This window comes from Termitidicoccus mucosus (genome assembly GCF_038725785.1).
GTDB classification, from domain to species: domain Bacteria; phylum Verrucomicrobiota; class Verrucomicrobiia; order Opitutales; family Opitutaceae; genus Termitidicoccus; species Termitidicoccus mucosus.
Genome location: NZ_CP109796.1, coordinates 2714860 through 2737736 on the forward strand (window position 1 = coordinate 2714860; position 22877 = coordinate 2737736).

At 60.0% G+C, this 22877-nt stretch carries 17 protein-coding genes and 4 pseudogenes; 13 read left to right on the forward strand and 8 right to left on the reverse strand.

The window, feature by feature from the left end; genetic code table 11:
- Nucleotides 1-24 precede the first annotated feature (24 nt).
- The gene (locus tag OH491_RS09410) at nucleotides 25-624 is read right to left on the reverse strand and encodes a carboxypeptidase-like regulatory domain-containing protein (RefSeq protein ID WP_342750994.1); all 600 of its coding nucleotides are present in this window, start codon (nucleotides 622-624) and stop codon (nucleotides 25-27) included.
- 329 nt (nucleotides 625-953) lie between these two features.
- Between OH491_RS09410 and OH491_RS09415 the strand changes: the two genes are divergently transcribed.
- From OH491_RS09415 to OH491_RS09475, 13 genes and pseudogenes are all read left to right on the forward strand, one after another.
- On the forward strand, nucleotides 954-4043 hold the full coding sequence (locus OH491_RS09415) for a sensor histidine kinase (RefSeq protein ID WP_334319669.1): 3090 nt from the start codon (nucleotides 954-956) through the stop codon (nucleotides 4041-4043).
- Between the two features lie 20 nt (nucleotides 4044-4063).
- Nucleotides 4064-4702, forward strand: coding sequence for a response regulator transcription factor (locus OH491_RS09420; protein ID WP_068772708.1), 639 nt, complete (start codon nucleotides 4064-4066; stop codon nucleotides 4700-4702).
- Between the two features lie 442 nt (nucleotides 4703-5144).
- A pseudogene (locus OH491_RS09425) lies at nucleotides 5145-6050 on the forward strand (hypothetical protein); the annotation flags it as partial.
- Entirely contained in the window at nucleotides 6032-6232 is a 201-nt protein-coding gene (locus OH491_RS09430) for a hypothetical protein (RefSeq protein WP_342750995.1), read from the forward strand. The pseudogene OH491_RS09425 and the gene OH491_RS09430, both read left to right, overlap by 19 nt.
- A 96-nt stretch (nucleotides 6233-6328) precedes the next feature.
- A pseudogene (locus tag OH491_RS09435) lies at nucleotides 6329-7276 on the forward strand (polysaccharide lyase family protein); the annotation flags it as partial.
- A gap of 187 nt (nucleotides 7277-7463) precedes the next feature.
- Nucleotides 7464-8750 (forward strand): putative Ig domain-containing protein, encoded by a 1287-nt coding sequence (locus OH491_RS09440; protein ID WP_342751080.1) that lies wholly within the window; start codon nucleotides 7464-7466, stop codon nucleotides 8748-8750.
- A 42-nt stretch (nucleotides 8751-8792) separates the two neighbouring features.
- Nucleotides 8793-9182, forward strand: a pseudogene (locus OH491_RS28170) (SMP-30/gluconolactonase/LRE family protein); the annotation flags it as partial.
- A 146-nt stretch (nucleotides 9183-9328) separates the two neighbouring features.
- The gene (locus tag OH491_RS09450) at nucleotides 9329-9952 is read left to right on the forward strand and encodes an immunoglobulin domain-containing protein (RefSeq protein ID WP_342750997.1); all 624 of its coding nucleotides are present in this window, start codon (nucleotides 9329-9331) and stop codon (nucleotides 9950-9952) included.
- Between the two features lie 1097 nt (nucleotides 9953-11049).
- Nucleotides 11050-11865, forward strand: coding sequence for a polymer-forming cytoskeletal protein (locus OH491_RS09455; protein ID WP_342750998.1), 816 nt, complete (start codon nucleotides 11050-11052; stop codon nucleotides 11863-11865).
- Nucleotides 11866-11994: 129 nt separating this feature from the next.
- Entirely contained in the window at nucleotides 11995-12465 is a 471-nt protein-coding gene (locus tag OH491_RS09460) for a hypothetical protein (protein ID WP_342750999.1), read from the forward strand.
- 194 nt (nucleotides 12466-12659) lie between these two features.
- Nucleotides 12660-14120: an InlB B-repeat-containing protein gene (locus tag OH491_RS09465; protein WP_342751081.1), complete on the forward strand. Its 1461-nt coding sequence runs from the start codon at nucleotides 12660-12662 to the stop codon at nucleotides 14118-14120.
- A 601-nt stretch (nucleotides 14121-14721) separates the two neighbouring features.
- Nucleotides 14722-16443, forward strand: a pseudogene (locus OH491_RS09470) (sodium:solute symporter family protein).
- A gap of 21 nt (nucleotides 16444-16464) precedes the next feature.
- Nucleotides 16465-16671: a hypothetical protein gene (locus OH491_RS09475; protein WP_068771620.1), complete on the forward strand. Its 207-nt coding sequence runs from the start codon at nucleotides 16465-16467 to the stop codon at nucleotides 16669-16671.
- A 202-nt stretch (nucleotides 16672-16873) separates the two neighbouring features.
- On the opposite strand, the gene OH491_RS09480 is transcribed toward OH491_RS09475, so the two are convergent.
- The 7 genes from OH491_RS09480 to mobF all read right to left on the reverse strand — a co-directional run bounded on the left by OH491_RS09480 (nucleotide 16874) and on the right by mobF (nucleotide 22531).
- Nucleotides 16874-17347 (reverse strand): hypothetical protein, encoded by a 474-nt coding sequence (locus tag OH491_RS09480; protein WP_342751000.1) that lies wholly within the window; start codon nucleotides 17345-17347, stop codon nucleotides 16874-16876.
- 137 nt (nucleotides 17348-17484) lie between these two features.
- On the reverse strand, nucleotides 17485-17760 hold the full coding sequence (locus tag OH491_RS09485; protein ID WP_342751001.1) for a hypothetical protein: 276 nt from the start codon (nucleotides 17758-17760) through the stop codon (nucleotides 17485-17487).
- Nucleotides 17761-17778: 18 nt separating this feature from the next.
- Nucleotides 17779-19263 carry a type IV secretory system conjugative DNA transfer family protein gene (locus tag OH491_RS09490; protein ID WP_068771618.1) on the reverse strand — a complete coding sequence of 495 codons (1485 nt, stop codon included), beginning with the start codon at nucleotides 19261-19263 and terminating at the stop codon, nucleotides 17779-17781.
- 107 nt (nucleotides 19264-19370) lie between these two features.
- Complete coding sequence (locus tag OH491_RS09495) at nucleotides 19371-19844, reverse strand: hypothetical protein (protein ID WP_342751002.1); 474 nt, start codon at nucleotides 19842-19844, stop codon at nucleotides 19371-19373.
- A gap of 671 nt (nucleotides 19845-20515) precedes the next feature.
- On the reverse strand, nucleotides 20516-20728 hold the full coding sequence (locus tag OH491_RS09500; RefSeq protein WP_342751003.1) for a hypothetical protein: 213 nt from the start codon (nucleotides 20726-20728) through the stop codon (nucleotides 20516-20518).
- A gap of 287 nt (nucleotides 20729-21015) precedes the next feature.
- A complete protein-coding gene (locus OH491_RS09505) occupies nucleotides 21016-21666 on the reverse strand; it encodes an AAA family ATPase (RefSeq protein WP_342751004.1) in 651 nt (216 codons plus the stop codon).
- A 220-nt stretch (nucleotides 21667-21886) separates the two neighbouring features.
- Nucleotides 21887-22531, reverse strand: coding sequence for a MobF family relaxase (mobF, locus tag OH491_RS09510; protein ID WP_342751005.1), 645 nt, complete (start codon nucleotides 22529-22531; stop codon nucleotides 21887-21889).
- Between the last annotated feature and the right edge of the window lie 346 nt (nucleotides 22532-22877).

Here is a 22877-nt window from a genome sequence, read left to right on the forward strand (position 1 = left end):
GAAAAGTCTTTGACGTCCTCACCGTCATAATTGACAAAATGCCGGGGATGTTTTCAGAATTTCACCGGCATTGGTGTCGAGGATATTGCCAAATGCATCAGCGGAAACGACGTTTTTCATCACGTCCGACTGCCGCTGCTGGCTGATGGCGAAAGCCTGTCCCTCGCGCTCGGCGGCGACGACAAAGGCATCGAGCATGTAGATTGAGGAGGAAAGCGAAAACTCGACGGTGGCTGCGACACCGGCCTCGACGATCACGGTTTTTGTCAGGCTGTCGAGGTCGGAATAGGTGACGCGCAGCGAATGCTCGCCCGGCGCGAGACCGGTGATGGTGAATGAGCCGCTGGAATCGGTAGTGGAAGCGGGGGCAGTCGCGCCATCGAGATAAACGGGCGCGCCGGGGAGGGCGTTACCGGTCTTGGCGCTGAAAACGCGGCCAGCGACAAAGCCAGTGGATGCCGCTTGGGCATCAAGTTGCGGGCCGACTGAAAAGATGAACCCGAATGCAAGCAACGCGGGCAGTGCTCGTGTGATTGCTCCGACTTGCTTGGCGGCAAGTGCGATTTTGTCAAACAGCGAAACGGAGGCTGCATGTGATCGGGGATTGGCAGGTTTGCAGTTCATGTGGTTGGTTGGGTTTAGTATGAAAGTAATTCTATTCGCATCACGCGGCGGCTCGTTTTATGTTCGGATACCCAAGGGTGCGTCGTGTTTGCATGATAGGGCAATTGTGTCATTGTAATATGGAAACTGGTTTGGGGCAGAGGGCTTGTCGCCGGGGTTTATTCAGCTTCTAGGGGGCGCAGGGCGTTCAGGATTGAGGCTAGGGTGGGTTTTAAGTGACAATATCAAATTGGCGGGGCGGCTGCTATCGGTCATTTGAGGTATTTTTTTGCGATTGCATTTGTGCTAATATCCGTGCCGTCATGCTGGAAATGACGCCCCATTCACTGATGCAAAAATCAGCCTGCGCTCCGTCCTGGCTCGGATTGCGCAGGTGGTTTTGCGTCGGTTACGCCGTCCTTGTGCGGCTCGTGACGTTCGACTCTTGGCTCGACGCACAGGAGGCCTCGCCCAATTTGCACACACGCACGTCCGGCTTCATTACGCGCGGCTGGGATGCCGAGGACGGACTGCCGCATAATGCAGTCAACAAGGTCATCCGCGACAGGCATGGTTTTCTGTGGGTCGCCACACAGCTCGGCTTGGCCCGTTTCGACGGACGACAATTCGTAACTTACCGCGTTCCCGACGATTTTACGCTGGGCGGCTACAACATCCGTGCGCTTGCGCTGGAGGACGATCACACGCTGTTGATGCTCACCGGAGGCGACAAACTGGTGCGCTTGCGCGATGGTGTTTTCGAGCTGCATCCGGCAAATGGCAAGATGGAGGGTTCCCGCATGCGCGAACTGGCCGTCGATGAGAACGGCGACATCTGGATTGGCACGGAAACATCAAAATGCCTGCGATGGAATGGCAACGAGCTGCAAACATTCGGAGCCGCCGAGGGCGTGAACGCGCGCGGCGCGTCCTTTACTTTTGCGAACGGCCAGCAGAAACGCTTGTGGGTGGCGGGCGGCGATTTTCTCGGCTGGCATGACGAGGAAGGTTTGCACGAATACGCGCACAAGACAGGTAATTCGTTCTACGTCGCCCCGGCGCGCTCCGGAGGCGTGTGGGTCGCCGCGCGCGAGCATCTGGCGAAAATCGAAAACAACCGCTGGCGCATCGTTTATTCCGAAACAGACTGGCCGGCGCGACGGCTCGGCATCCAGGATATTTTCGAAGCGGACGACGGGGCGCTTTGGATCGCAACAAAACGCGATGGCGTCTTTCGCTTGGTGGACGGCGTCCTGACGCACGTGCCCATGCCCCAGGAACGAGCGATGTCCATCACGGACGACATCGACGGCAATGTGTGGCTGGGCATGCACGGTGGCGGCCTCGTGCGAGCCAAGCCACAACGCCACGTGCTGCTCAACACCGCCGCCGGTTTGCCGTCGGATGTGAGTTCGTCGGTGTGCGAGGATGGCAACGGCGCTCTCTGGTGCGCAAATCAATCCGGCGGCCTTGTGCGCATGAAGAACGGCAACATTAGTATCGCCACCATGGCTGCGGCGGAAAGCATTCCCTACATCAGCAGTGTTTGCGCCGACAAACACGGGCGTATCTGGGCCGGTTCCGTCAGCGGGCTCTATTGGACGACGGTCAAGGGCAACGGCCCGCACGACGGCGGTGGCGAGCGATGGCTTTTGCAACATTACGCCGGCTTGGGAAAGGTCAATGTGCAGTCGCTTTTTTGCGCATCCAATGGCGATCTTTGGGTCAGTTGGGGTGGCAGGCACCTCGGCGTATTGCGCGCTGGGAAAATGCACGAATTCACACAAACCGACGGATTTCACGGCGAGCGCGTCATGGGAATCGCCGAGCGCAAAAATGGCGAAATCTGGATCGGCATCGTGCGCGACACGCTTCTTCGCTTCGACCAGAACACCGGCAAATTTGAGCAACACCCGCTCCACGACTCCACACGGTTCAACCGCATTCACTCGCTCTTTGTTGATAGCGAAGACCGGCTCTGGATCGGCACGATTCAAGGATTGCTCCTCTGGCGCGGAAACGAATCGCGGCTCTTCACGCAAGCGGACGGCCTGCCCGACGAAACCATCAACCAAGTCGTCGAGGACGACTATCGGCGCCTTTGGGTCAACAGCCGCCGTGGCATATTCCACGCATCCACAAAACAACTGCTCGCCGTTGCGGACACCCCCGGGAAAAAAGTTTCCGCAATCCTGCTCGGACACGACGAAAACCTCGATGGTATTTCCGGCCTGCTCGGCAGCCAGCCCATGTCCTGCAAAACGCGCGACGGACGCGTCTGGTTCATCACCTATCGCGGCGTTATCGGCTTCGATCCGCCGGACTCCCGCGAGGCACGCAAGCCCCTGCCGGTTTATATCGACGCCATCGCCGCAAACGGCCGCGCACCGATCATCCCGGCACCCGGAGCCGAAACGCGCATCCCGTCCGGCGCCATCCCCCTCGAAATCCGTTTCACCGCGCTCAATTTCTCCACTCCCGAGCGCACCCAAATATGGCGCATGCTCGAAGGCTACGACCCTGAGTGGATTGATGCCGGCGGCGAGCGCAAAGCCATCTACCCGCGCCTGCCTCCGGGACGTTATGTGTTTCGCGTGCAGGCGGGCGATTCGGACAGCGGTATCCTGACGCAGTCGGAAGCGTCGCTCATCATTATCGTTGCCGCCGCGTGGTGGCAAACATGGTGGGCGCGCACCTTCGCCCTGCTCGTTTTTGCCACGATTGTCGCATGGTGCGCGCGCCGCATGTCCTTCCGAATTCTCAAGCGGCGCTTGCGCCGCCTTGAGCACGAACACGCGCTTGATCGCGAGCGCACCCGCATCGCGCACGACCTGCACGACGACCTCGGCGGCCACACCACGCAAATCAGTTTTGTCGCAAACAGGCTTTTGCGACAAAGTCCGACTCTCGCACAACAAGAACTGCTCACGCGCCTCACATCACTCGCGCATCAACTCGTGGAGGACTTGCATCGGATAATCTGGACGGTCGATCCGCAAAACAACTCATGGGAGGATCTGGCGACATATATCGCGCGTTATGCCCAGCGACGGCTTGCGGGCACCGGCATCGCGTGCATCGTTGAGGGTATCGAAAACATACCCGATCTGCCTCTGACACCCGAAGTTCAACATCACCTGCTCGCAGTGACCAAGGAAGCTCTCAACAACATGCAAAAACACTCGCATGCGGATCGTGTCACCATCCGCTTGTCCGCGAACGAAGGGCTGTTCCGTATGTCCATAAACGACAATGGACAGGGCTTTGATGTGGCCGCCGCAGTGGGCGAAGACGACGGCAACGGCCTCCGCAACATGCATACTCGCATGAAAGAGATCGGCGCGAACATTAAAATCGAGAGTTCCCCCGGAGCAGGCGCGCAAATCTCGGTTGAATTGCCGTTCCGGCGCGATCATCCTCCATTAAGCCAACATCAATGAATCATTAGAAACATACCCTCATGTCCATCAAGGTAGCAGTTGTTGAAGACAATGCAGACATCGCCCGCGACATCGCCCAAATCATAACGGAAACGCCTGATTTTGAGCTGTGTTGCGTATGCCGAAACGTGCAAAGCGCCCTCAAGCGGATTCCGCCGCTCATGCCCGACGTTGTCATCATGGACATCAACCTCCCCGACGGCTCCGGCATACAGGCCACCGAAAAAATCAAGCGCATCATTCCGCACACCGAGGTAATGATTCTTACGATTTACGAAAACACCGAGGAAATATTCAAGGCGCTCAAGGCGGGGGCCAACGGCTATCTGCTCAAACGCTCCAGTGGCGAGGAAATCGTCACCGCAATACGCGATCTCATGAACGGCGAAGGGCCCATGACGGGAGAAATCGCACGCAAAGTCATGCAGTTGTTTCGCAAGCCTGACGTGGCCGCGCAAACCGATGCCCTGAAGGAAAAGCTCACCCCGCGCGAAATCGAAATTCTGCAACTCCTATCAAAGGGGCACACCTCGAAGGACATCGCCCGTGAGATTTCCCTCAGCGCCTTCACCGTGCGCACACATTTGAGGAACATTTATGAAAAACTCCGCGTGCATACTCGCACCGAGGCCGTCGTGAAGTTCCTCAAGGGAGACTGAGTCGCGCAACCGCTACATCGCGCCCCTTGCGGCGCAGACGTCAAATCTGCCTCGGCGCGATTTGATTAGAGCCTGTTATGCACTTGTATCAGCCGCCTCAGAGAGGGAATTGTTTTGGAAAGAGTCAAAATGGCCCAAATCCATCGTTTTCAGTTTCAATTCTGAGCCCTCTCCTATGAGAGAGCTTTTTCAAAGTGCATAACTGGCGCTAGGCAGGTTTGGCCGCCCGTACTGCAAAAATACCTCATATGTGCGATAGGCGCGCCGTCGGGTTTTTGTTAGTCTGGGAGGAAATATCCGAGTGCTTTCCCAGACGTGAGAAACAATATGTCCAAACCCTGCGCATCATTTTTAAGGCAGTCGGCTTCGTGGCGGCAACACTGTGCGCAAGCATCACCATGACAGCCAATGACCCCGGAGGCGGGCGCATGGAACAGGCGCGGATGTCACGTTGAGCATGCAAGAAAACAACGTGACTCTCAGCAACGGCATCGTCACGGCAACCATCAACACGTCCAATGCCCGGGTCATATCCTATCTTTTCCAAGGCACTGAAATGGCGGACACAAACGGCTACATATACTACAGCATGGACGGCGGGGACATGTATGAAGGCCCGTCCAACTGCGTCTATACGGTCACCGTAAACACGCCCGACATGATTGATATATCTTGCAAGGCCGTTTATGCGAACAACGCCAGCCAGAAGCACGCCTTTGACATTGATTGCCACTTTGTTCTGCGCCGGGGGGACACCGGATTATACTCGTATGCGGTTTTATCGCATCCAGCGAGTTATCCCGCAGCAAGCGTGGGTGAATGGCGCATGGTCTGGAAGCTGCCCTACACCTCGACTGATTGGATTTTCGAACGTATCTATGCGGACGAAACCCGCAATGGATTCTGGGGCACCCGCACGGATTTTCTTAATGCCGAATCAACAAGCATAGCGGAAATCATCCAATTCACGACAGGCGAGCGCGCTGGCGAATACGACTGCAAATACCAATACTCGCTTGAGTATCAAACCGCCGGCTGCTGGGGCCACGCCAGCAATGTAAACAAAAAGGGCGCATGGTTTGTATTGGGCGGATACGATTACCTCAACGATGGTCCCATAAAGAACGACCTCGCGGTGGCCGAGGCGAATCAGCTCCTGCACTTTGGCAGAAATCATTACAATGCCTCGAAACCATTGTCGCCGCAGGCGAGGGTGTCGAAAATATACGGCCCGTTTTTGCTCTATTGCAATTCCACCGCTGCGACGGAAAACGCAGGTGACGCTCTCTGGGCCGACGCCAAGGCGCAAGTGCAGGCTGAAATCGCCGCATGGCCTTACGCTTGCTGACAACCGCCGACTATCCCGCAAACGCCCAGCGCGGTGACGTCAAGGGAAGGATCATCATCACCGATCCGCTCAAGCCCGCGCTCTCCGCCGGAACAAACACATGGGTCGGGCTCTCCCACCTCGACGAGGGCGGCAACTGGCAATTTGAATCAAAACGCTACCAGACCGGTGCATCCCGATGAAAGCGGAAATTTTGTGATCCCTCCGCTCGCCCCGGCAATTACACCCTCACTGTGTTCACCGACGGCGCGGTGGGGGAATACACCCATCCGCAACCCGTGACAGTCACCGCCGGCGGAATAAACGATTTGGGCGATGTCATCTGGAACGTCATCCACCCCGGCGAGCGAATTATATGGGAGATCGGCATTCCAAACCGTCGCGCCGACGAGTTCCGGCACGGAGATGACTACTGGAAGTCCTTTTATGGGAATACTTCCGAGGAATTCCCGAATCCGCTCGAATATGTTGTCGGAGAAAGCAACTGGGCGACCGATTGGAATTACGCGCACTCCGGTTATCTTGTTGACGGCGTCTGGTCGCAATGGAAATGGCGCATCCGCTTCAATCTCGACAGCCTCCCCGCCAGCGGCGATGCCACGCTTACGCTCGCGTTTGCCAGCATAGATCGCGGCAATGTCCGGGTTTTCGTGAATCAGGAAAGCAACCATTTCGTCGAAGTGTCCCCCGACCCGGCTGGCGGCAGTTCTGGCGGAAACGCGCTCGCCCGCCTTGGCAACCACGCGAAATACAGCCTGATCTATGTCACGATCCCGGTGTCGTCGCTTCGTATCGGCGCGAACACAATCACCCTGATTCAGCGCTCGACTGGTTCGGCCCAAAATCACGTCATGTATGACTATATCAACTTGGAAATGCCTGCCAGCGTTTCACCATTGCCGCAGGGCCGCGATCTGGTGTGGCGCGGCGGAAATGCGGCCAATGCATTCGACAACGCGACGCAAAATTTCGTCACTGGAGACAATCAACCGGCGACATTTTCCGATGGCGACAGCATCACTTTTGACGACACGGGCTCGAATTCGCCGTCCGTGACAAAGAGCGGCATGCCGGCCAATATAATTTTCAACTCCACACAAGACTATACAGTCGAAGGCAACGGCTTGTTCAGCGGTCCGATGGCACTCCAAAAAACGGGAAACAGCCGCCTGATATTAAGCAGTGCCAACACCTATTACGGCGGCACCCGAATTAACGGCGGCATTGTGCAAGCGGGAGCAAATGGCAACGGAGGCATTGGCTGGGGGGCGGTTACATTCAACAGCGGCACGTTGCAGTTGCATGGATACAATGGCAGCCAAGGCGCAACCTGGCGAATTGCCGAATACTCTTGTGGTGCCGGAAGGGAAAGCCGGCACTTTGTTGTGTCCGCCCCGCATGGCGGGAGGCGGCGTGAGCGGCCCGTTGACCGGAAGTGGCACGCTGACCGTGGTGATCGATTATGTGCGCGGGATTTTGAGCGGAGACTGGTCGCTGTTTTCCGGACAAATCAATGTCATCACCAAACCCAACGCCCCGGCGGAAAACCAGTTTCGCATATCAAATGATTACGGCTACGGCAGGGCATCCATCGATCTGGGCTCGAAAGTCATCGTACAAAACATCCAATCGGGCGATGATTTCATCATCGGGATCGGCGCGCTTTCCGGCGATGCCACTGCGCGTATTCAGGGCGGCCCGACCTCTGGAAAGATAACGACGTGGCAAGTCGGGGCAAAGGGGCTTTCCACAACCTACGCTGGTTCTATCGAGGATCTGACCGGCCCGAGCGCGCTTGCCAAAATCGGCGCCGGCACGCTCACGCTCTCCGGCGTCAGCACCTACACGGGTGAGACAAGCATTGATGCCGGAACGCTAATCGTCAACGGCGCTCTGGGAACGACCAATGTAACCGTGCGTGCAGGCGCGACCTTGGCTGGCACCGGCACGATTGGGGGAAACGTGCAGGCGGGGAACGAGGCGATTTTGCAGCTTTCGACAACGAACGGTGCCGGGCTTGTCATCAGCGGCTCTGCCACTCTATCCGGCACAATCACGATCGTGCCCGTTTCCGGTCTTATCGGCGATGGCGCATCACTGGTAACCGGCACGTATAATATTTTGAAAACATCAGGCGGCATAAACAATGCCGCCGAGTTTATTTGGGCCGAATCCATGGCATCGGAGTTGATCGCCACCGTCAATGTGAACGGTAATACTCTGAAGTTGGTGCTCGCCGAAGCGCCGCCCCCACCACCTGCGCCCGTCATCTCGGGCACGCTCTCCGTGAGCGCCATAGTGGGCCAGTCATTCAGCTACACTATCTCAGCGACAAATTCGCCCACGAGCTATGCGGCCTCCGGCCTGCCGGCGGGATTGTCCATCAACACTGTGACAGGCGTAATCACCGGAGTGCCGGCCACAGCGGGCACGACCAATGTCGAAATTTCCGCAATCAATGCCGGCGGCACCGACACGAAGACGCTCGTCATCACGCTCATCGGGCAACCGTCCGTCACCAACGCCAGCCACACCTCCGGCATGATCGGCGCGGCATTCTCCCTGACGATAAACACAACCGGCGGCTCGATCACATCCTACGCCGCCACCGGACTTCCCGACGGACTCTCCGTAAACACGGGCACCGGCGTCGCGGCACGCCCACCGTTGCGGGCACATATAACATCACGATTTCGGTGACAAACGCCGCAGGCACGGCGACATTCCAGATTGTCCTCACGATTGATCCCAAAACCGCGCTCACCACGCTCGCAGGCGCGGCAAACACACCGCGCAACCAACGGCGCAAGCACCGCCGCCCGCTTCGACTCACCAAACGGAGCCGCCGCCGATGCCAACGGCAACCTCTACATCGCCGACACCGACAATAACGCCATCCGCAAAATCGCAACAGACGGCGCCGTCACCACCTTCGCGACCGGATTCAACGCACCCACCGCCATCGTCATCGACTCTGCGGGCGCGGCGCTCTACGTCGCCGACACGGGTAACAACGTCATCAAGAAAATCGATGTCGCCACGAGCACCGTCAGCACACTCACCCTCACCGGCCTCGCCGCGCAACTCGACGCACCGCACGGACTCGCCATCGACGCATCGGGCAACCTCTACGTTGCCGACACCGGCAGTCACACCATCCGCAAAATCGTCACCTCCAACGGAGCCACCACAATCCTCGCTGGAACAGCCAATATCCGGTGCCGCCAATGGTGTTGGCACCGCCGCTCGTTTCCACATGCCGATGGGCCTGACTATCAATGCCGCCGGCACATACCTCTACGTCGCGGACACCGGCAACAGCACCATCCGCCGCATCACACTCGCCAGCGTTCTCGTCGAGACAATCACCGGACTGGCCGGCGACACCGGCTCCACCGACGGGCTCGCCGCCGACGCGCGCTTCAACACCCCAGGCCATCGCCATCGACGCCACGGGCAATCTCTACATCACCGACACCGGCAACCATACCATCCGCAAAATCGACGCCGCCACGGGCATCGTCACCACGATTGCCGGAACCTCAGGCAGCAGCGGCTCGCAAGACGGCCTCGGCGGTCAAAGCACGCTCAACTCCCCCGCCGGCATCGCCATCGACGAGACCGGCGAAATCTACGTGCTTGATACCGGCAGCCACACCGTGCGCGTCCTGCAAGTCGGCCCTGTCATCACGACATCGCCCGCCGGTCAAACCGTGACAGCCGGAGCCAGCGTCACACTCAAGACCGAAGCATCCGGAGCGCCCGCGCCCGCTTGGCAGTGGTATAAAAACGCCCCGTCGCGAGCGCGACCAATGCCACGCTCGCCTTCACCCCGTCGCAAACCACCGACACCGGCAGCTACCACGCCATCGCCACAAACCCGATGGGCTCCGCCAAAGTAATGCCGCCACGCTCACCGTAAACAGCAGCGGCACCACCACGAATCCCGACCCCGGCAACTCCGGAGGCGGCGGCGGGCGCGCCCAGTCTGTGGCAGATGCTCTCGCTCGCTCTGCTGCTCATCGTGCCACGCCGCGCGCAAATCCTGAAACTCATTTCCCGACGAAAACTAAAATCCCAAGCACCCGACAAACACTCCAACCACCGCGCTTCATCGACTAAAGTTAACTCCCTCGCAACTGGCTCAAACGCCTCGCCGCGCTCGCCGTCACCGTCGGCGCGTTTCTCGCGCTCGCCGCCACCGCCAGTGCCGCGACCGTCTCCTCCATCACCCGCCACAGCCCCGCCACCGAGAGCACCACCTCCGCCGCTGTTGTCTTCAAGGTCACCTTTTCGGAGGCCTTCGCTGACGCCGACGCCGCCGACTTTGAAGCGCTCGCGGCTGCCGGCGTCACAGGTGCTGCCGTCACCGGCGTCCGCGCCGACGCCGGCGATCCGAGCGTCCTCTATGTCACCGTCTCCGGCCTTGCCCTCGAAAGCGCCGGCACCATCGGCCTGAAAGTTTCCGATACCGCCACCATCACTGACTCCGGCGGCAATCCCATCCCGGGCGGCTTCGCTTCCGGCGAAACCTACACACGCACGCCAGCCTCCATTCCCGCCTACAACAGCGCCGTCCGCGATACCACCGTCACGGCTCGGCACCATCAACAACGACTACAATCTTCCGTCCAATTGGAGCACCGGTGTCGTTCCCGGTTCCGGCGAACGTGTTTCCATTGATACCACGCTTCCCGGCACACCCGCCATTGACATCCTCCTCGAAAACACCGGCCCCGCTGACGTTTCACATAAAATCGGCGGATTTGCCGCCAGCGGCGCGCTAACCGGCTCCACCACGCTTACCCTCTCCAGCACCGGCGGCGCGTGGCTCAATCTCGAACTCGATGGCGCATGCTTCTTTAGTCGTAATAACAACAATAGCGATCAGCCGTGGACACTCATCCTCAACGACCACACCGCGTCACCGTCACCGCCACCCACGGTTTTTTCCCCTCGCGCGGCTGCTTTTTGGGGCGCGAAAGTCACCGTAAAACCGGTGCCGAACTCGACGCCGGCACAATTAGGGAGCAGAATTTTAACACGCTCAATACCGAGAAGGACTCTCTCGTCGGGGCGGCGGATACCAGCTTACATCAACCAGAGCTCTGTCATCTCCGGCACGCTCCATGCCACGCACGCCAGTGGAAAGGAGGCCCTTCGCATCGCCGATGGCGCCACCGGCGTCATCACTCTCGCCGAAACCGGTGTCATACAATATGATTATGTGGATACCTATACCAACCTCAATTACGGCACCTTCATCGTCAACGGCACCCACAACGGCAGTGTCCGCACCATCAGCGGACGCGCCAGCACTCTTAGTGGCACCGGTGTCATCAACGGAGACATCCTTCTCAACGGCTCCGGCATTGTCGCCGCAGGCGGACAATCCGCCGGTGGCACACTCACGCTCAACGGCTCCGGCACCATTTCCTCCTCGGCCAGCCTCAAGGCCAGTTTCTTCGAGGACGGCTCGCACGGCACGCTTAACGTCAACGGCACGCTGACCATCGGCGCGCCGCCATCCTCAACCTCGCAATCGGCGGCGCCGACTCCGGAGCCACCGTCCCCGGCCGCTACAAAATCGTCACCGCCACCGCCATCTCCGGCACATTCCCCAATCCCGCGCTCAACGCTCTCGGTGCCAGCGTCAACACCGCCCTCGAAACCGGCGCCGATCCCGGCACCGGCGGCCAGGCCATCTGGATCAACATCGTTGACCCAAGCGGAGAAACCCCGCCCTCGCTCGCATGGGCCGCCGATGCCGGCGACCAATCCGCGCAAGTCGGCGAAACCGCCACCTTCACCGTAACTCCCACCGGCACAGGCCCATTCACCTACACTTGGAAAAAGAACGGCGAAACCATCTCCGGCGCCACAACTGCCAGCTACACCACCCCGACGCTTACTGCTGCCGACAATGGCGCTGTTTATACCGTCTATGTCAAAGGGGTCGCCTACCAGCGCGTCCCTTGCCGCCACCCTCACCATCGTCACCGCGCCTGGTTTTGCCGCAAACGGCGACCTTCCCGCCAGCACCATCGCCTACGTCAGCGACATCACCCTTTCCGTTACCGCCACCGGCACCCCCGCGCCGTCATTGCAATGGCAAATCTCCACCGACAGCGGCGGCACTTGGAACGACATCTCCGGCGAAACATCCGCCACCCTCGACCTCACCGGCCTCACGTTCTCCGACACCGGCAAACAATACCGCGTGAAACTCAACAACGGCGTCGGCGGCGACATCTTCTCCACCGCCACCACGCTCACCGTCAACACCGGCCCGCAACCCGCCCTCTCAGTTTCACCCAACACCGCGCAAACCATCACCGGGACGCCGGCTCGGTCTCCTTCTCCATCACCAACAGCGGAGAAGCAGGCTCCTCGCTCGTCTGGCAGGCCACGCTGACCAACGCCCCCGATTGGGCGCGCATCACCACCGTCACCAGCGGCACTGACACCGGTTACATCACCGTCGAATACGACCTTAATCCACTCGGCACCGGCACCGAACGCTCCACCACGCTCCGCATCACCGGCGAAGGCGCATCAGGCAGTCCCGCCAACATTCAAATCACACAAGCCGCGAATCCGTTCGTCGTCATCCAAGTCACCTTCGATGCCGGTGAAGGAGCCACGGTTTCCCCCGCCACGAAAACCGTCACTCGCGAACTCCCCTACGGCACCCTGCCCGTGCCGGTGAAACCCGGATACACCTTCGCAGGCTGGTTCACCGAACCCGAGGCTGCCGGCACCGAAGCCACACAGACGACCATCGTGCCTGACCTCAACAACCACAGCCTCCACGCCGCTTGGGTGGAACTCCCGCAATCGGTCCCCGTCATCACAAACAACTACTCCGCCGAGCAAGTCGTCGCCGTGGGCCGCTCCTTTACTCTCACCGCCACCGCCAGCGGATCTCCCGCCCCCACCTACCTCTGGCAAATTTCCACGGACGGCGGCAAATCTTGGAGCGACCTATCCCCTACTAACTCCAACTACTCGGGCGTCCTCACCAGCACACTCAAAATATCCCGCATCAACGCCGGCATGGACGGCTACCTCTTCCGTTATCGCGCTGTCAATGTCAACGGCACCACCTACAGCGATCCTGTCAAGCTTGTCGCCGCCGAGGCCATTTTTGCAGGCCCCGCCGATCTCGCCTTTGACAGCGCCGGAACGCTCTACGTCGCCGACACGCCCGCCAACATCATCCGCCGCATCGACACCTCCGGCAGCACCTCCGTCTTCGCCGGTGCCTCCGCCTCCGGCGCGCTCCTCGACGCCACCGGCACCGCCGCCCGCTTCAACCAGCCCACGGCCATCGCCTTCAACGCCGCCGGCGAACTCCTCGTCGCCGACAAGGACAACGGCGTGATCCGCAAAATTACCTCCGATGCCCAAGTCACCACCTTCGCCACGGGCCTCGGCAAACCCGTCGCCCTCGCCATCGACGCCAGCGCACGCTCTATGTCGCCGACTCCACCAACCACACTATCAGCACCGTGGACACCGACGGCACCGTGGCTCTGCTTGCCGGCCTCACTGGCACCGCGGGCAACACCGTCGGCGCCGGCACCGGCGCCCGCTTCAACGCTCCCCGGTGTCACCATTGACAACGATGGGTATCTCTTCGTGGCCGACACCGGCAACAACACGCTCCGCACACCTGACTCGCTCGGCGTCTTCCTGCACTACGCAGGCACACCCGGCATTGTCGGCACCGCTGACGGCGACGCACCCGACGCCCTCCTCAACAACCTGGCCTCGCCTCCGACGCCGCCGGAAACATCTACTTCGCAGACACCGGAAACCACACCATTCGTGTCCTCGCCGCTGACGGTGAAATCGTCACCCTCGCAGGCATGCCCGGCATTTCCGGACTCCGTGACGGCTCCGCAGCCACCGCGCTGTTCAACGCTCCGCAAGCCGTCATCCTCTCGCCCGAAGGCATCCTCGTCGCCGACACCGGCAACGCAGTCGTCCGCGAAATCACCTTCGCCGCTGGCGACTTCACCTCAGCCCAAGTCGCCACGCTGGCCGTTACCACCGGCACGACGATAGGCAACGGCACCGGCTCCACTGGTGGCAGCAGCGAAGGAGGAGGCGGAGGCGGCGGTGCGACTTCAATTCCCGGTCTCGCCCTTCTCGGCCTCTTCATCGTTATCGCCGCCATCCGTCGTCGATAAGGTCAACATACGCTACATTCCATCATCACGAGTCTGGCAGCGGATCGGTGGTGGAATATTGCGTTCAATTGGTGGCGCCTGCTCTCACTCGCGCTGCGTCGCATCGCCTCAAAATAGAAAGCATATAATACCATTTTCGAATCACTTTTAGACTATAGCAGCCTCTATCCTTTTTGGAGGGACGGCCTCCCAAAAGGATTAAATCTCGTTCGGAAATTGTATAACAAAATAACCAACGCAACTCGCAAAGAGGCAAATGAAGTCTGTTTTAACGCAGGTCACGGAGGCCAAACCAGAAAAGGATTTCCCTTCTCCGTGCTCTCCATGTCAGATCTCTGTGCCCTTGTGCTAAAACAGACCTCCTCAATTTTTCTTTTGATAAACGCTCTTAAGTCGGCGCCTGCGGGACCATGGTTAATCCTGAATTCTGTCAGGTGCTCTAAATTAATTAACGACCATCCAATCCACGCATATTCATGATTCTGGCAAGCATTACGACCCTTGAGCTTAAATTCGTCGATTATCTCATCATCGGCATTTATTTCGCCTTCGTGCTCGGCATCGGCTGGGTGCTGCGGCGGCAAATGACCGGCACCAAGGATTACCTCGAGTCCGGCCGCTCGCTGCCCGCGTGGATCTGCGCGCTGGGCTTCATCGGCGCCAACTCGGCGCGCAGGAGGTCATGGGCATGGCCGCCTCGGGCGCCAAATACGGCATCATGACCAGCCACTTTTATTGGATCGGCGCGATTCCCGCGATGATCTTCGTGGCCATCTTCATGATGCCGTTTTATTACGGCTCAAAGGCGCGCTCGGTGCCCGAATACCTGAAGCTGCGCTTCGACGAGAAGACGCGCGGGTTCAACGCCCTCACCTTCGCCGGCATGACCGTGATGTCATCGGGCATCTCGATGTATGCGCTGGCCAAGCTCCTCAACCTCATCCTCGGCTGGAACTTCCACGGTTGCATCATCGTCTCCGGCCTCATCGTGCTCGCCTACATTCTCGGGCGGCCTCACCTCCGCCATCTACAACGAGGTGCTCCAGTTTTTCCTCATCGTGTTCGGCTTCCTGCCGCTCGTGCTGCTCGGCCTCAAAAACGTGGGCGGCTGGGAAGGCCTGAAAACAAAGCTCATGCCCGTGGCGGAAAACGCCGGTTTTGCCAGCGATGCGTGGACGCACTCGTGGAGCTTCACCGGCTCGCCGGCGACCAATCCGATGGGCGTGGAGTGGTTCGGCTTGGCGATGGGATTGGGCTTCGTGCTTTCGTTCGGCTACTGGTGCACGGACTTTCTTGTCATCCAGCGCGCCATGGCCGCGAAGGACATGGGGGCGGCGCGACGCACGCCCATTCTCGCGGCGATTCCCAAGATGCTTTTCCCCGCGCTCGTCATCGCGCCCGGCATGATCGCCATCGCGATGCACAGCATGGCCGACGGCGACTTCCGCCTGCCCGCCAAGGGCGACGGCCTCGACTACGACCTGGTCGTGCCGACGATGCTCTCGTATTATTTCCCGACCGGCATGCTCGGCATCGGCCTGACCGCGCTCATGGCCTCGTTCATGAGCGGCATGGCGGGCAACGTCACCGCCTTCAACACCGTCTTCACCTACGACATTTACCAAAGCTACATCAAAAAGGACGGTTCCGACCGGCACTACCTCAACGTCGGTCGCTGGACGACCGTTTTCGGCATCCTCTTCAGCATGGGCGCGGCGTATTTTGCGGCGGCCTTCAACAATATCATGGACGTGCTGCAACTGGTGTTCGCCTTTGTGAACGCGCCGCTCTTCGCCACGTTCCTGCTCGGCATGTTCTGGCGCCGCACGACCGGCCACGCGGCGTTTGCCGGGCTCGTGCTCGGCACGGTCGCCGCCGCCATCCATCACGGTCTCTCCCTGCCGGAAAAAGCCGTGGCCGGAATCAAGGGGGGCTGGCTCTCGATCCAGCACGTTTACCCGAGCGAGATGGCGCAGAACTTCTGGACCGCGATCTGGGCGTGGAGCACTTGCTTCGTGATCACCATCCTCGTCTCGCTCGCGACCAAACGCACCAAGACCGACGACGAACTGCGCGGCCTGGTCTATTCGCTCACGGAAAAAATCAAGGAACACGACACGGCCTGGTGGAAACGCCCGGCGGTGTTCGGCACCGTGGTGCTCCTGTGCGCCGTCGTGCTCAACATCCTCTTCTTCTAACCCTCAACCTCGCGCCAAACCATGCAACTCGACGTCCGCCTTCCGATGGGTCTTCTCTTTCTGATTCTGGGAGTGATCCTGCTCATCTACGGGTTCGTTTCCGACCCGGCGATCTACGCCGCGCATCATAATTACGGGCTGAACATCAACATCGCCTCGGGCGTTGTTTTCGGCGTGTTCGGCCTGGCCATGCTGTTTCTGGCAAAACGCGGGGAAAACAAATCGTAGCAGACAGGAGGACTGCCTCCTGCTGGGAAGACGGCCTCCGTGCCGTCTATTTTTACTTTAAATCTAGTTAACTGAAAAGTGTTATACCATTTCTCAATGACTTTTAGCCTTTATCCGGTAGGCGGCCACGGAGTGGTCACCCTACCATTTATGGTCTAAATTTGAGTGGGAAATGGTATAATATTCAGAATGCCTGTATCTGTTAAGCAGATACATCTAATACCGAAAAGATCACTCGGTCTTGCAAAAATCGCTCGACGGCACCGCGCATGGGACGTGCGCCAAGGGTTTTGTGGAAACCTGCCCGCAAAATCGTCTCTACGTCATCGGGAGTGATCGTGATCTCATGCCCCAGCTTTCGCAGCCGCGCCAGTTCGCCCGCGATCATGGCCTCGCAAATCTCCCGCTGCACCGCATAAGGCAACCGCGCAAACACCACCTTTTCCGTCATGCGCCCCACCAGTTCGGGACGCAGTGTTTGATTCACCGCGCCAACCGTGCGCTCAATGCTCGCAAACGGGCGGACTGCATCCGCATCCCTCCGCCGCGCCGATGTTCGACGTGCACATATAATATCCCGAAAGATTTTTCCTCTCGCCACTCGCCAGCGTATGCTCGCGTCATCCAGAATCTGCAAAACAAGTCCAGCACGAGCGGATGCGCCTTTCGATTTCATCAAACAAAGAGTCCGCCATTGCCACCGTCGCCATGCGCGGCCTCCGTCTTCGCCAGCGCCCGGCCAAGCAAGCCAATATCGCCGACCTTCTCGCCAATCAACTTTCAACCGAGGCTTGGTTTTGGTATTCCGACATGTCAAGCGCAGCGCTTCCCGAACAAATACCCCGTGAACGCATTCGTTATCTCCGTCTTGCCCGTCCCCGTCGGCCCGACGAAGAGGAACGAACCTTTGGGCCGTCCCGGATGAGAGAGGCCGAGTTCGCCGCGCCGCAATACCGATTCCACGCACCCGATGACATGCGCCTGCCCCTTGATGTGCCCGCGTAGATGCGCGCCGAGGTCGCGAAGCTGTTCGCGACGCTGGCGAAACCAGTCGTCGCCGATGTTTTTAATGGATCGAAATGCAGGCATGACAAGATCAAGATGAGATTAACGAAACCACTCGCACACGCGCCCGTCCGCATCGCGCGGCGGCAGCACCATGCGCCGAAACCCGACCTCGCAGTGTTGCACGACCGCCTGAAACTTCCGCAGCCGCCGGAACTCATGCGGTTCGATGTGATACTTCTCCTCCTCTGAATACGACATTGTCCGCTTGCCGGCGGAATACCCATACGTGCGTTTCCGGTATTTCTTCTTGCCGAGCGTGTCGGCGGCGATTTTCGCGGATTCCTCGTCGGCGGCCTTGAACATGATGCGGTTCGCCATGTTCGCGATAAAAACCCTGGCCTTTTGCTCGTCGCCAATCGGCGGGATGAGCGACGTGTAACTCTGCGTCGCCGCGACAACCGTCGCCCTGGCCTCGCGCATCACGTCCACGACGTTGTAATCGCTCGTGCCGTCATGGTTCGCCGTCACGATCTTTTGCGCCTCGTCGGCCCACAATATCAACAAATTGTCATTCGCCCGCTCCTTCGAGGTCCGGTCGAAGCGCAGCAGCACATGCGAATAAAACACCAGTTTTAATAATGTGTGTATATAACGCCGCTCCGTCTTGAAACGTTGCGGAATCGAGACGCAAATCACCTTGCCCCGGTCGATCTCCGCAAACGAAAGCGTCGATTTCTCGGGACAAAACACCCTCGCGATGTCGGGATGCGTAAAATGCTTCAACCGATTCGCCAGCGTGCCGCGCACGCCGCCCAGTTGATCCTTCGGCTGGCTGGCGATTTGCGTTTCGTAATATTCCATCAGTTCGCGCGACTCCGGCGTGTTTTTTTCATCCAGCATGCCGATAATGTCCTTCATCCATGCGTCCGATGAGAGCATTTCATAGGCGTGGTTGAGCGTGACGGACAACCCGGCGCATGCCAGCGCCTGAAACGCAAAATCCATCTGGATTTCCGCCTGGGTCTTGAAAAACGACTGGTCGCCGTCCTGCCCGAGCGAAGCGGCGACATCGCACACGTCCTTCGCCTTCGCCGAAAAGGGCAGGCGCGCGTCCTCAAGGTAGTTGAACGTGTGCGGGGGTTCCCAATCCGCAGGCGCGCCGTCCGGTCGCACTTGCAGCAAAATCAAGTCCTGTTCGCGTCCGAGATGCCTGAACATCTCTGAAAGCGTCTCCCAGTACAGCCCCTTGTCATCGATGCAGATGCCACCCCAGCGCGGGCAGTTTTTCGAGACCTGCCAGAGCATGGCATTGATGGCCGAGAGCGTTTTTCCCGAACCCGTCTCGCCCGTCACCAGCCAGCCCCGGCAGAAGTCGTTCAGCGACCACGAAAACCCGCCCAGCGTCAGAATCGGCTTCACACGCGGGCGACCGCGCGTCGCCATCACACCGCACGCCACCTGCCAGACGGCAAACACGGCGAACACCGCCGTCATCGCCAGCGCCGCGCCCGGCGACATGCCGGCCCGCCGCGTGAAAAACGCGCAGCCAAGACTCGCGACGGCGAGAAGAAAACGAAACAGCATAAGTGCAAATGCCGCGCGCAACCTTGCACACAGCCTCGCCATTATGCCCGAAAACACCGCGCCCGGCTTGGACATTCAGACCATTTTCAGGGACGAAACGACCATGCTTATTTTGCCACCACGTTTATTTCCGAAACCACGGGCGCGGGTGCGGCGACGCCCGCCGTGGCAGCCTGGTAGCTTTCCGAAACCTCGCGCAATTCACGCAGGACGGACGCCTCGATGGCATCGACCACGCCGCCGAGGTTGTGACCGCGCACGGAAACATCGTGGCTCATAAAGACCAGACGCAAGTGCTCGCATTTGCCCGTGCCATCGCCAGTCGCTACATCCGGTTCGTAACCCACGCCGTGGAAGCAAGTCCACGGAAGAAGCCAGCATTGTTTGTCCCGCCTTATGAGGCGCAGGAATGGCGGTGGCGTCGCCGAAGTCTCGCGTTTTTCGGACGCGGCACTGCCGTTTCCGGACGATGTGATGTTGCCACCGGCGGCGGGCGGGCGGTGACGTTCGATTTTTTCAGGCTCATAATTGTATTCGATTGGTCTTGTTGCGGTTGCTGTTTCTGTTGCGGAGGCGGGCACCCATTGCCGGAGCGATTCGTGCAAACGTTGCTGCGCCTTCAACGACAACTGGTGCTGAAACGCCTCCTTGAGTCTCTGGCGCCAGCCTCGGCGGTCGCCTCGTCGGGCTTGATGGACGCGCCAGTTCGCGGTCGGACTCGCGCTCGACGTTCAGCGCAGCGCCTCCTTGTCGCTGGTAAACACGACGATCTTCCGCCGCGCCCGCGATATGCATACATTGCTGGCGGTCATCGCTTGCCATCATGGGCGCGAGCACGCGACGGTATCGACGGTCTGCCTGCTGCGAGGCGAAGGTGACCGCGTAGCCGCCACAAACATCCGCTGCGTCGCCGCGAGCGTTTTCGAGACTCCGCGTCATCACGCACGCGGATGCGCCGTCCATCACGCGCCGCACGTGACCAGTTCGCCGTTACGGATCGCCTCACTCTCGGCGGATTTTCCATTGAACTTCATCTGCAAGCGGTCGCCGCGCGCAGTTCCAATTCATTCGTCTTGGTGACGACAAAGCGGTCCGCATTTGTAGCTCACGGTCGTGGTGCGCCCGTCTTTGCGCAAGGTCACGCCGTGCTCGCGCATCGGTGACCTCGCACCAATCGCCCCGCTGAAACGCCGTAGCCGAATGAACAAAACCCCGCGTCCGGCGTGTAGAAGCGCGCATCGCGCCGCCTCGCTCAAGTCCGCCGACTGCCACGACGCCACCGCCTGCCCGCGCCCAGTTTTCCGGTTTCACGCAGACGCGTACGGATGGCGTCATTGGCCGCGCGCACATCGTCCCAAGTCTGCGCGACGGCGAGCACCCGTTCGCGATCCAGCGCCTCCCTATTCGCGTGCCAGTTCCACCATGCGTTCGCCGGCATCGAGTTCACGAATGCACCCCATTGCATCCAGTCGAATGAAGCGCCAGCCGCCCTCCGCCGCCTTCACCGCCGAGCGGTATTTTCGCACAAACGCCTTTTCTTCCCGCGATGCCACCGCCTCCGGGTCCTGCCTTCGGATTTTTTCAAATGCACCGTCTGCAAATTCGTGTGCTCCTCGATGGCGCGCAGCGTCCGAGGCAACCACCGCGCCCTGCTGCCGTGTGTCGCCCGACAGGATCAGCCGCCCGCCGCAAGCCCGCGGTCAACCAGCGCGCGCATGTCACGCCCGCCGATCTGCCCGGCCTCATCGACAATCACGACCGCCGCGCGCAGCGTGCCCTCCGCACCGTCCGCCCTCCCGCCAGCAGCTTTGCCAAAGTGTCCGCCGAGGCGAGGCCGTCGCGACGCAAGTCCGCCGCCTGCTGGTGTTGCGGCGCGAACACGCGCACGGGATGCCCCGCCGCCTCCAAGCCCCGTACGACCTCCCGCACCGCAAATGTTTTCCCCACTCCCGCCGCCCCTTGGAACACCGTGATAAAATCGCGGCTGCGCAGGATGCGCAGCACCGCCCCGCGCTGTTCCGCCGATAACGACTCCGCCGGTTGATACCCCGCGTTGAACGCGGCATGGCTTCGCATCCCGTTCTGCGCGTCGAGCACAAGGGAAAACTCGCACACCAGCGCCTCGCGGTTGGTCAGTTTGCGCGACTTCGCGTCGCGGATGTAATCGCGTTTCGCCAGCTCGTTTTCCAAGTCCTCCAGGGAAAATTTTTGACCGCGCCCGCGAGCCAGAGCCGCCGACATCAGCTCGTAGTCGCCGACCACCGAACGCCGCTCAAACAGGTGCTCGTCCGCCCACGCGACAAACCCGGGCAGCCCGCATTTTTCCGGGGCCACCGACGGCAGCGGAGGCGGCAGCCGCGCCGGCTCCAGTTTGGCCAGCGCCTCATGTTCGGAGGCGGGCATTTCCGAGGCCCAGCGCGGACGCAGTTTTTCCGCGCACGCGCTTTTGATTTTACGCCGCCGCTTGTCCTGCGCGACCTGCGCGCAGGCCTGCCGTTGCCGCAGACCTTCCTCCGATGCGTTTTTCGTCTCCGCATCGATCTGTTGATGCGTTTGGAAAACCGGCGATCCACGCCTCCGGCACCCCTGAATCTCTCCAAACCCGGTCGGCGTGTTGACGATTTCAGCCGAATTGCGAGCCCTTCGCCATCTCATGATAGTAAAGATTTCGCAAATTTTTGCGCCCGATACATGCCCGTCGCGTGAAGCGCGCTTCCTTTTCCCAAAAATCGTAGGTCGCGTTGAACACCACGCAATGCGTGTGCAGATGCGGATCGAGTTCGCGACTGGTGTCATGCCGGAACAGCGCGGCGGCAATGCCGCCGGTCACGCGCTCGCCATTTTCGCCATCCTTGCGCACGCGCGTTTCTGCGAATTTTTCCAGTTCATCGACCATCACGCGGACAGCCTTGTCGTGCAGTGCGATAATCCGGGCATCCTGCCAAAGCGCGACTACCGAAACCGACTTCGGCGGCGATATGGTGAAGTCATAAAAGACGCGCCGGTTCGACACCGTGTGCCCGTCTTCGCGACGGGTCGTGTTGCGCCGCATGGTTAAGAGTTGTCCGGTTTCCGGATGCTGACCTTCGCACATCGCCAGGAAATTTTTTTCGTCCACGATGCCGTCGAGCCCGAGCATGGACGCGGCGATACCGCGCCACTCGCCGCGCACCACGTGTCCGTCCATGTAGTAGTCCCCCGTCGCCAGATGCTCGCGGAAATACCCCGCCGCGTTGGACAGATTCAGTTGCGGCTTGGCCGTCAGCATGGCAGCACCTCCCTCGCGACACGCGCGCGGATAATGCGGATAGGCCGCGCCCACCCGGAACGCACCTGCGTTCTTTTTGAGCACCACGCCTCTCCCCTTGCCTCAGTCGGCAATGATTTTTTCGGGCCTTGCATGACCGCAGCCTACCGGAGGCGCGCGAAAAGAAATAGGGGCGGTATCCACATTCCAAATACCCGGATTTCCGGCGGCGCGCGCAACCCGCACGGGCGCGCTCGCACTGAGCCTGCCCGCATCGCCCGACCAACACGAAATCGCGCCGCGCCCCTGCGTGCCTTGTGGCGCGGCGCGACCTCGTGAGGCGCGGAGACGCACCGGCGCACGGACG

Bases quoted from the DNA above. Each gene is read 5' to 3' on its own strand.
- OH491_RS09430 (WP_342750995.1), top strand. From the start codon at position 6,032: ATGGCCTTACGCTTGCTGACAACCGCCGACTATCCCGCAAACGCCCAG.
- OH491_RS09475 (WP_068771620.1), top strand. From the start codon at position 16,465: ATGCAACTCGACGTCCGCCTTCCGATGGGTCTTCTCTTTCTGATTCTG.
- OH491_RS09500 (WP_342751003.1), bottom strand. From the start codon at position 20,728: ATGCAATGGGGTGCATTCGTGAACTCGATGCCGGCGAACGCATGGTGG.
- OH491_RS09450 (WP_342750997.1), top strand. From the start codon at position 9,329: ATGCCGCCGGCACATACCTCTACGTCGCGGACACCGGCAACAGCACCA.
- mobF (WP_342751005.1), bottom strand. From the start codon at position 22,531: ATGCTGACGGCCAAGCCGCAACTGAATCTGTCCAACGCGGCGGGGTAT.
- OH491_RS09490 (WP_068771618.1), bottom strand. From the start codon at position 19,263: ATGCTGTTTCGTTTTCTTCTCGCCGTCGCGAGTCTTGGCTGCGCGTTT.
- OH491_RS09485 (WP_342751001.1), bottom strand. From the start codon at position 17,760: ATGCCTGCATTTCGATCCATTAAAAACATCGGCGACGACTGGTTTCGC.
- OH491_RS09410 (WP_342750994.1), bottom strand. From the start codon at position 624: ATGAACTGCAAACCTGCCAATCCCCGATCACATGCAGCCTCCGTTTCG.
- OH491_RS09460 (WP_342750999.1), top strand. From the start codon at position 11,995: ATGTCAAAGGGGTCGCCTACCAGCGCGTCCCTTGCCGCCACCCTCACC.
- OH491_RS09415 (WP_334319669.1), top strand. From the start codon at position 954: ATGCAAAAATCAGCCTGCGCTCCGTCCTGGCTCGGATTGCGCAGGTGG.
- OH491_RS09420 (WP_068772708.1), top strand. From the start codon at position 4,064: ATGTCCATCAAGGTAGCAGTTGTTGAAGACAATGCAGACATCGCCCGC.
- OH491_RS09480 (WP_342751000.1), bottom strand. From the start codon at position 17,347: ATGAAATCGAAAGGCGCATCCGCTCGTGCTGGACTTGTTTTGCAGATT.
- OH491_RS09505 (WP_342751004.1), bottom strand. From the start codon at position 21,666: ATGCCCGCCTCCGAACATGAGGCGCTGGCCAAACTGGAGCCGGCGCGG.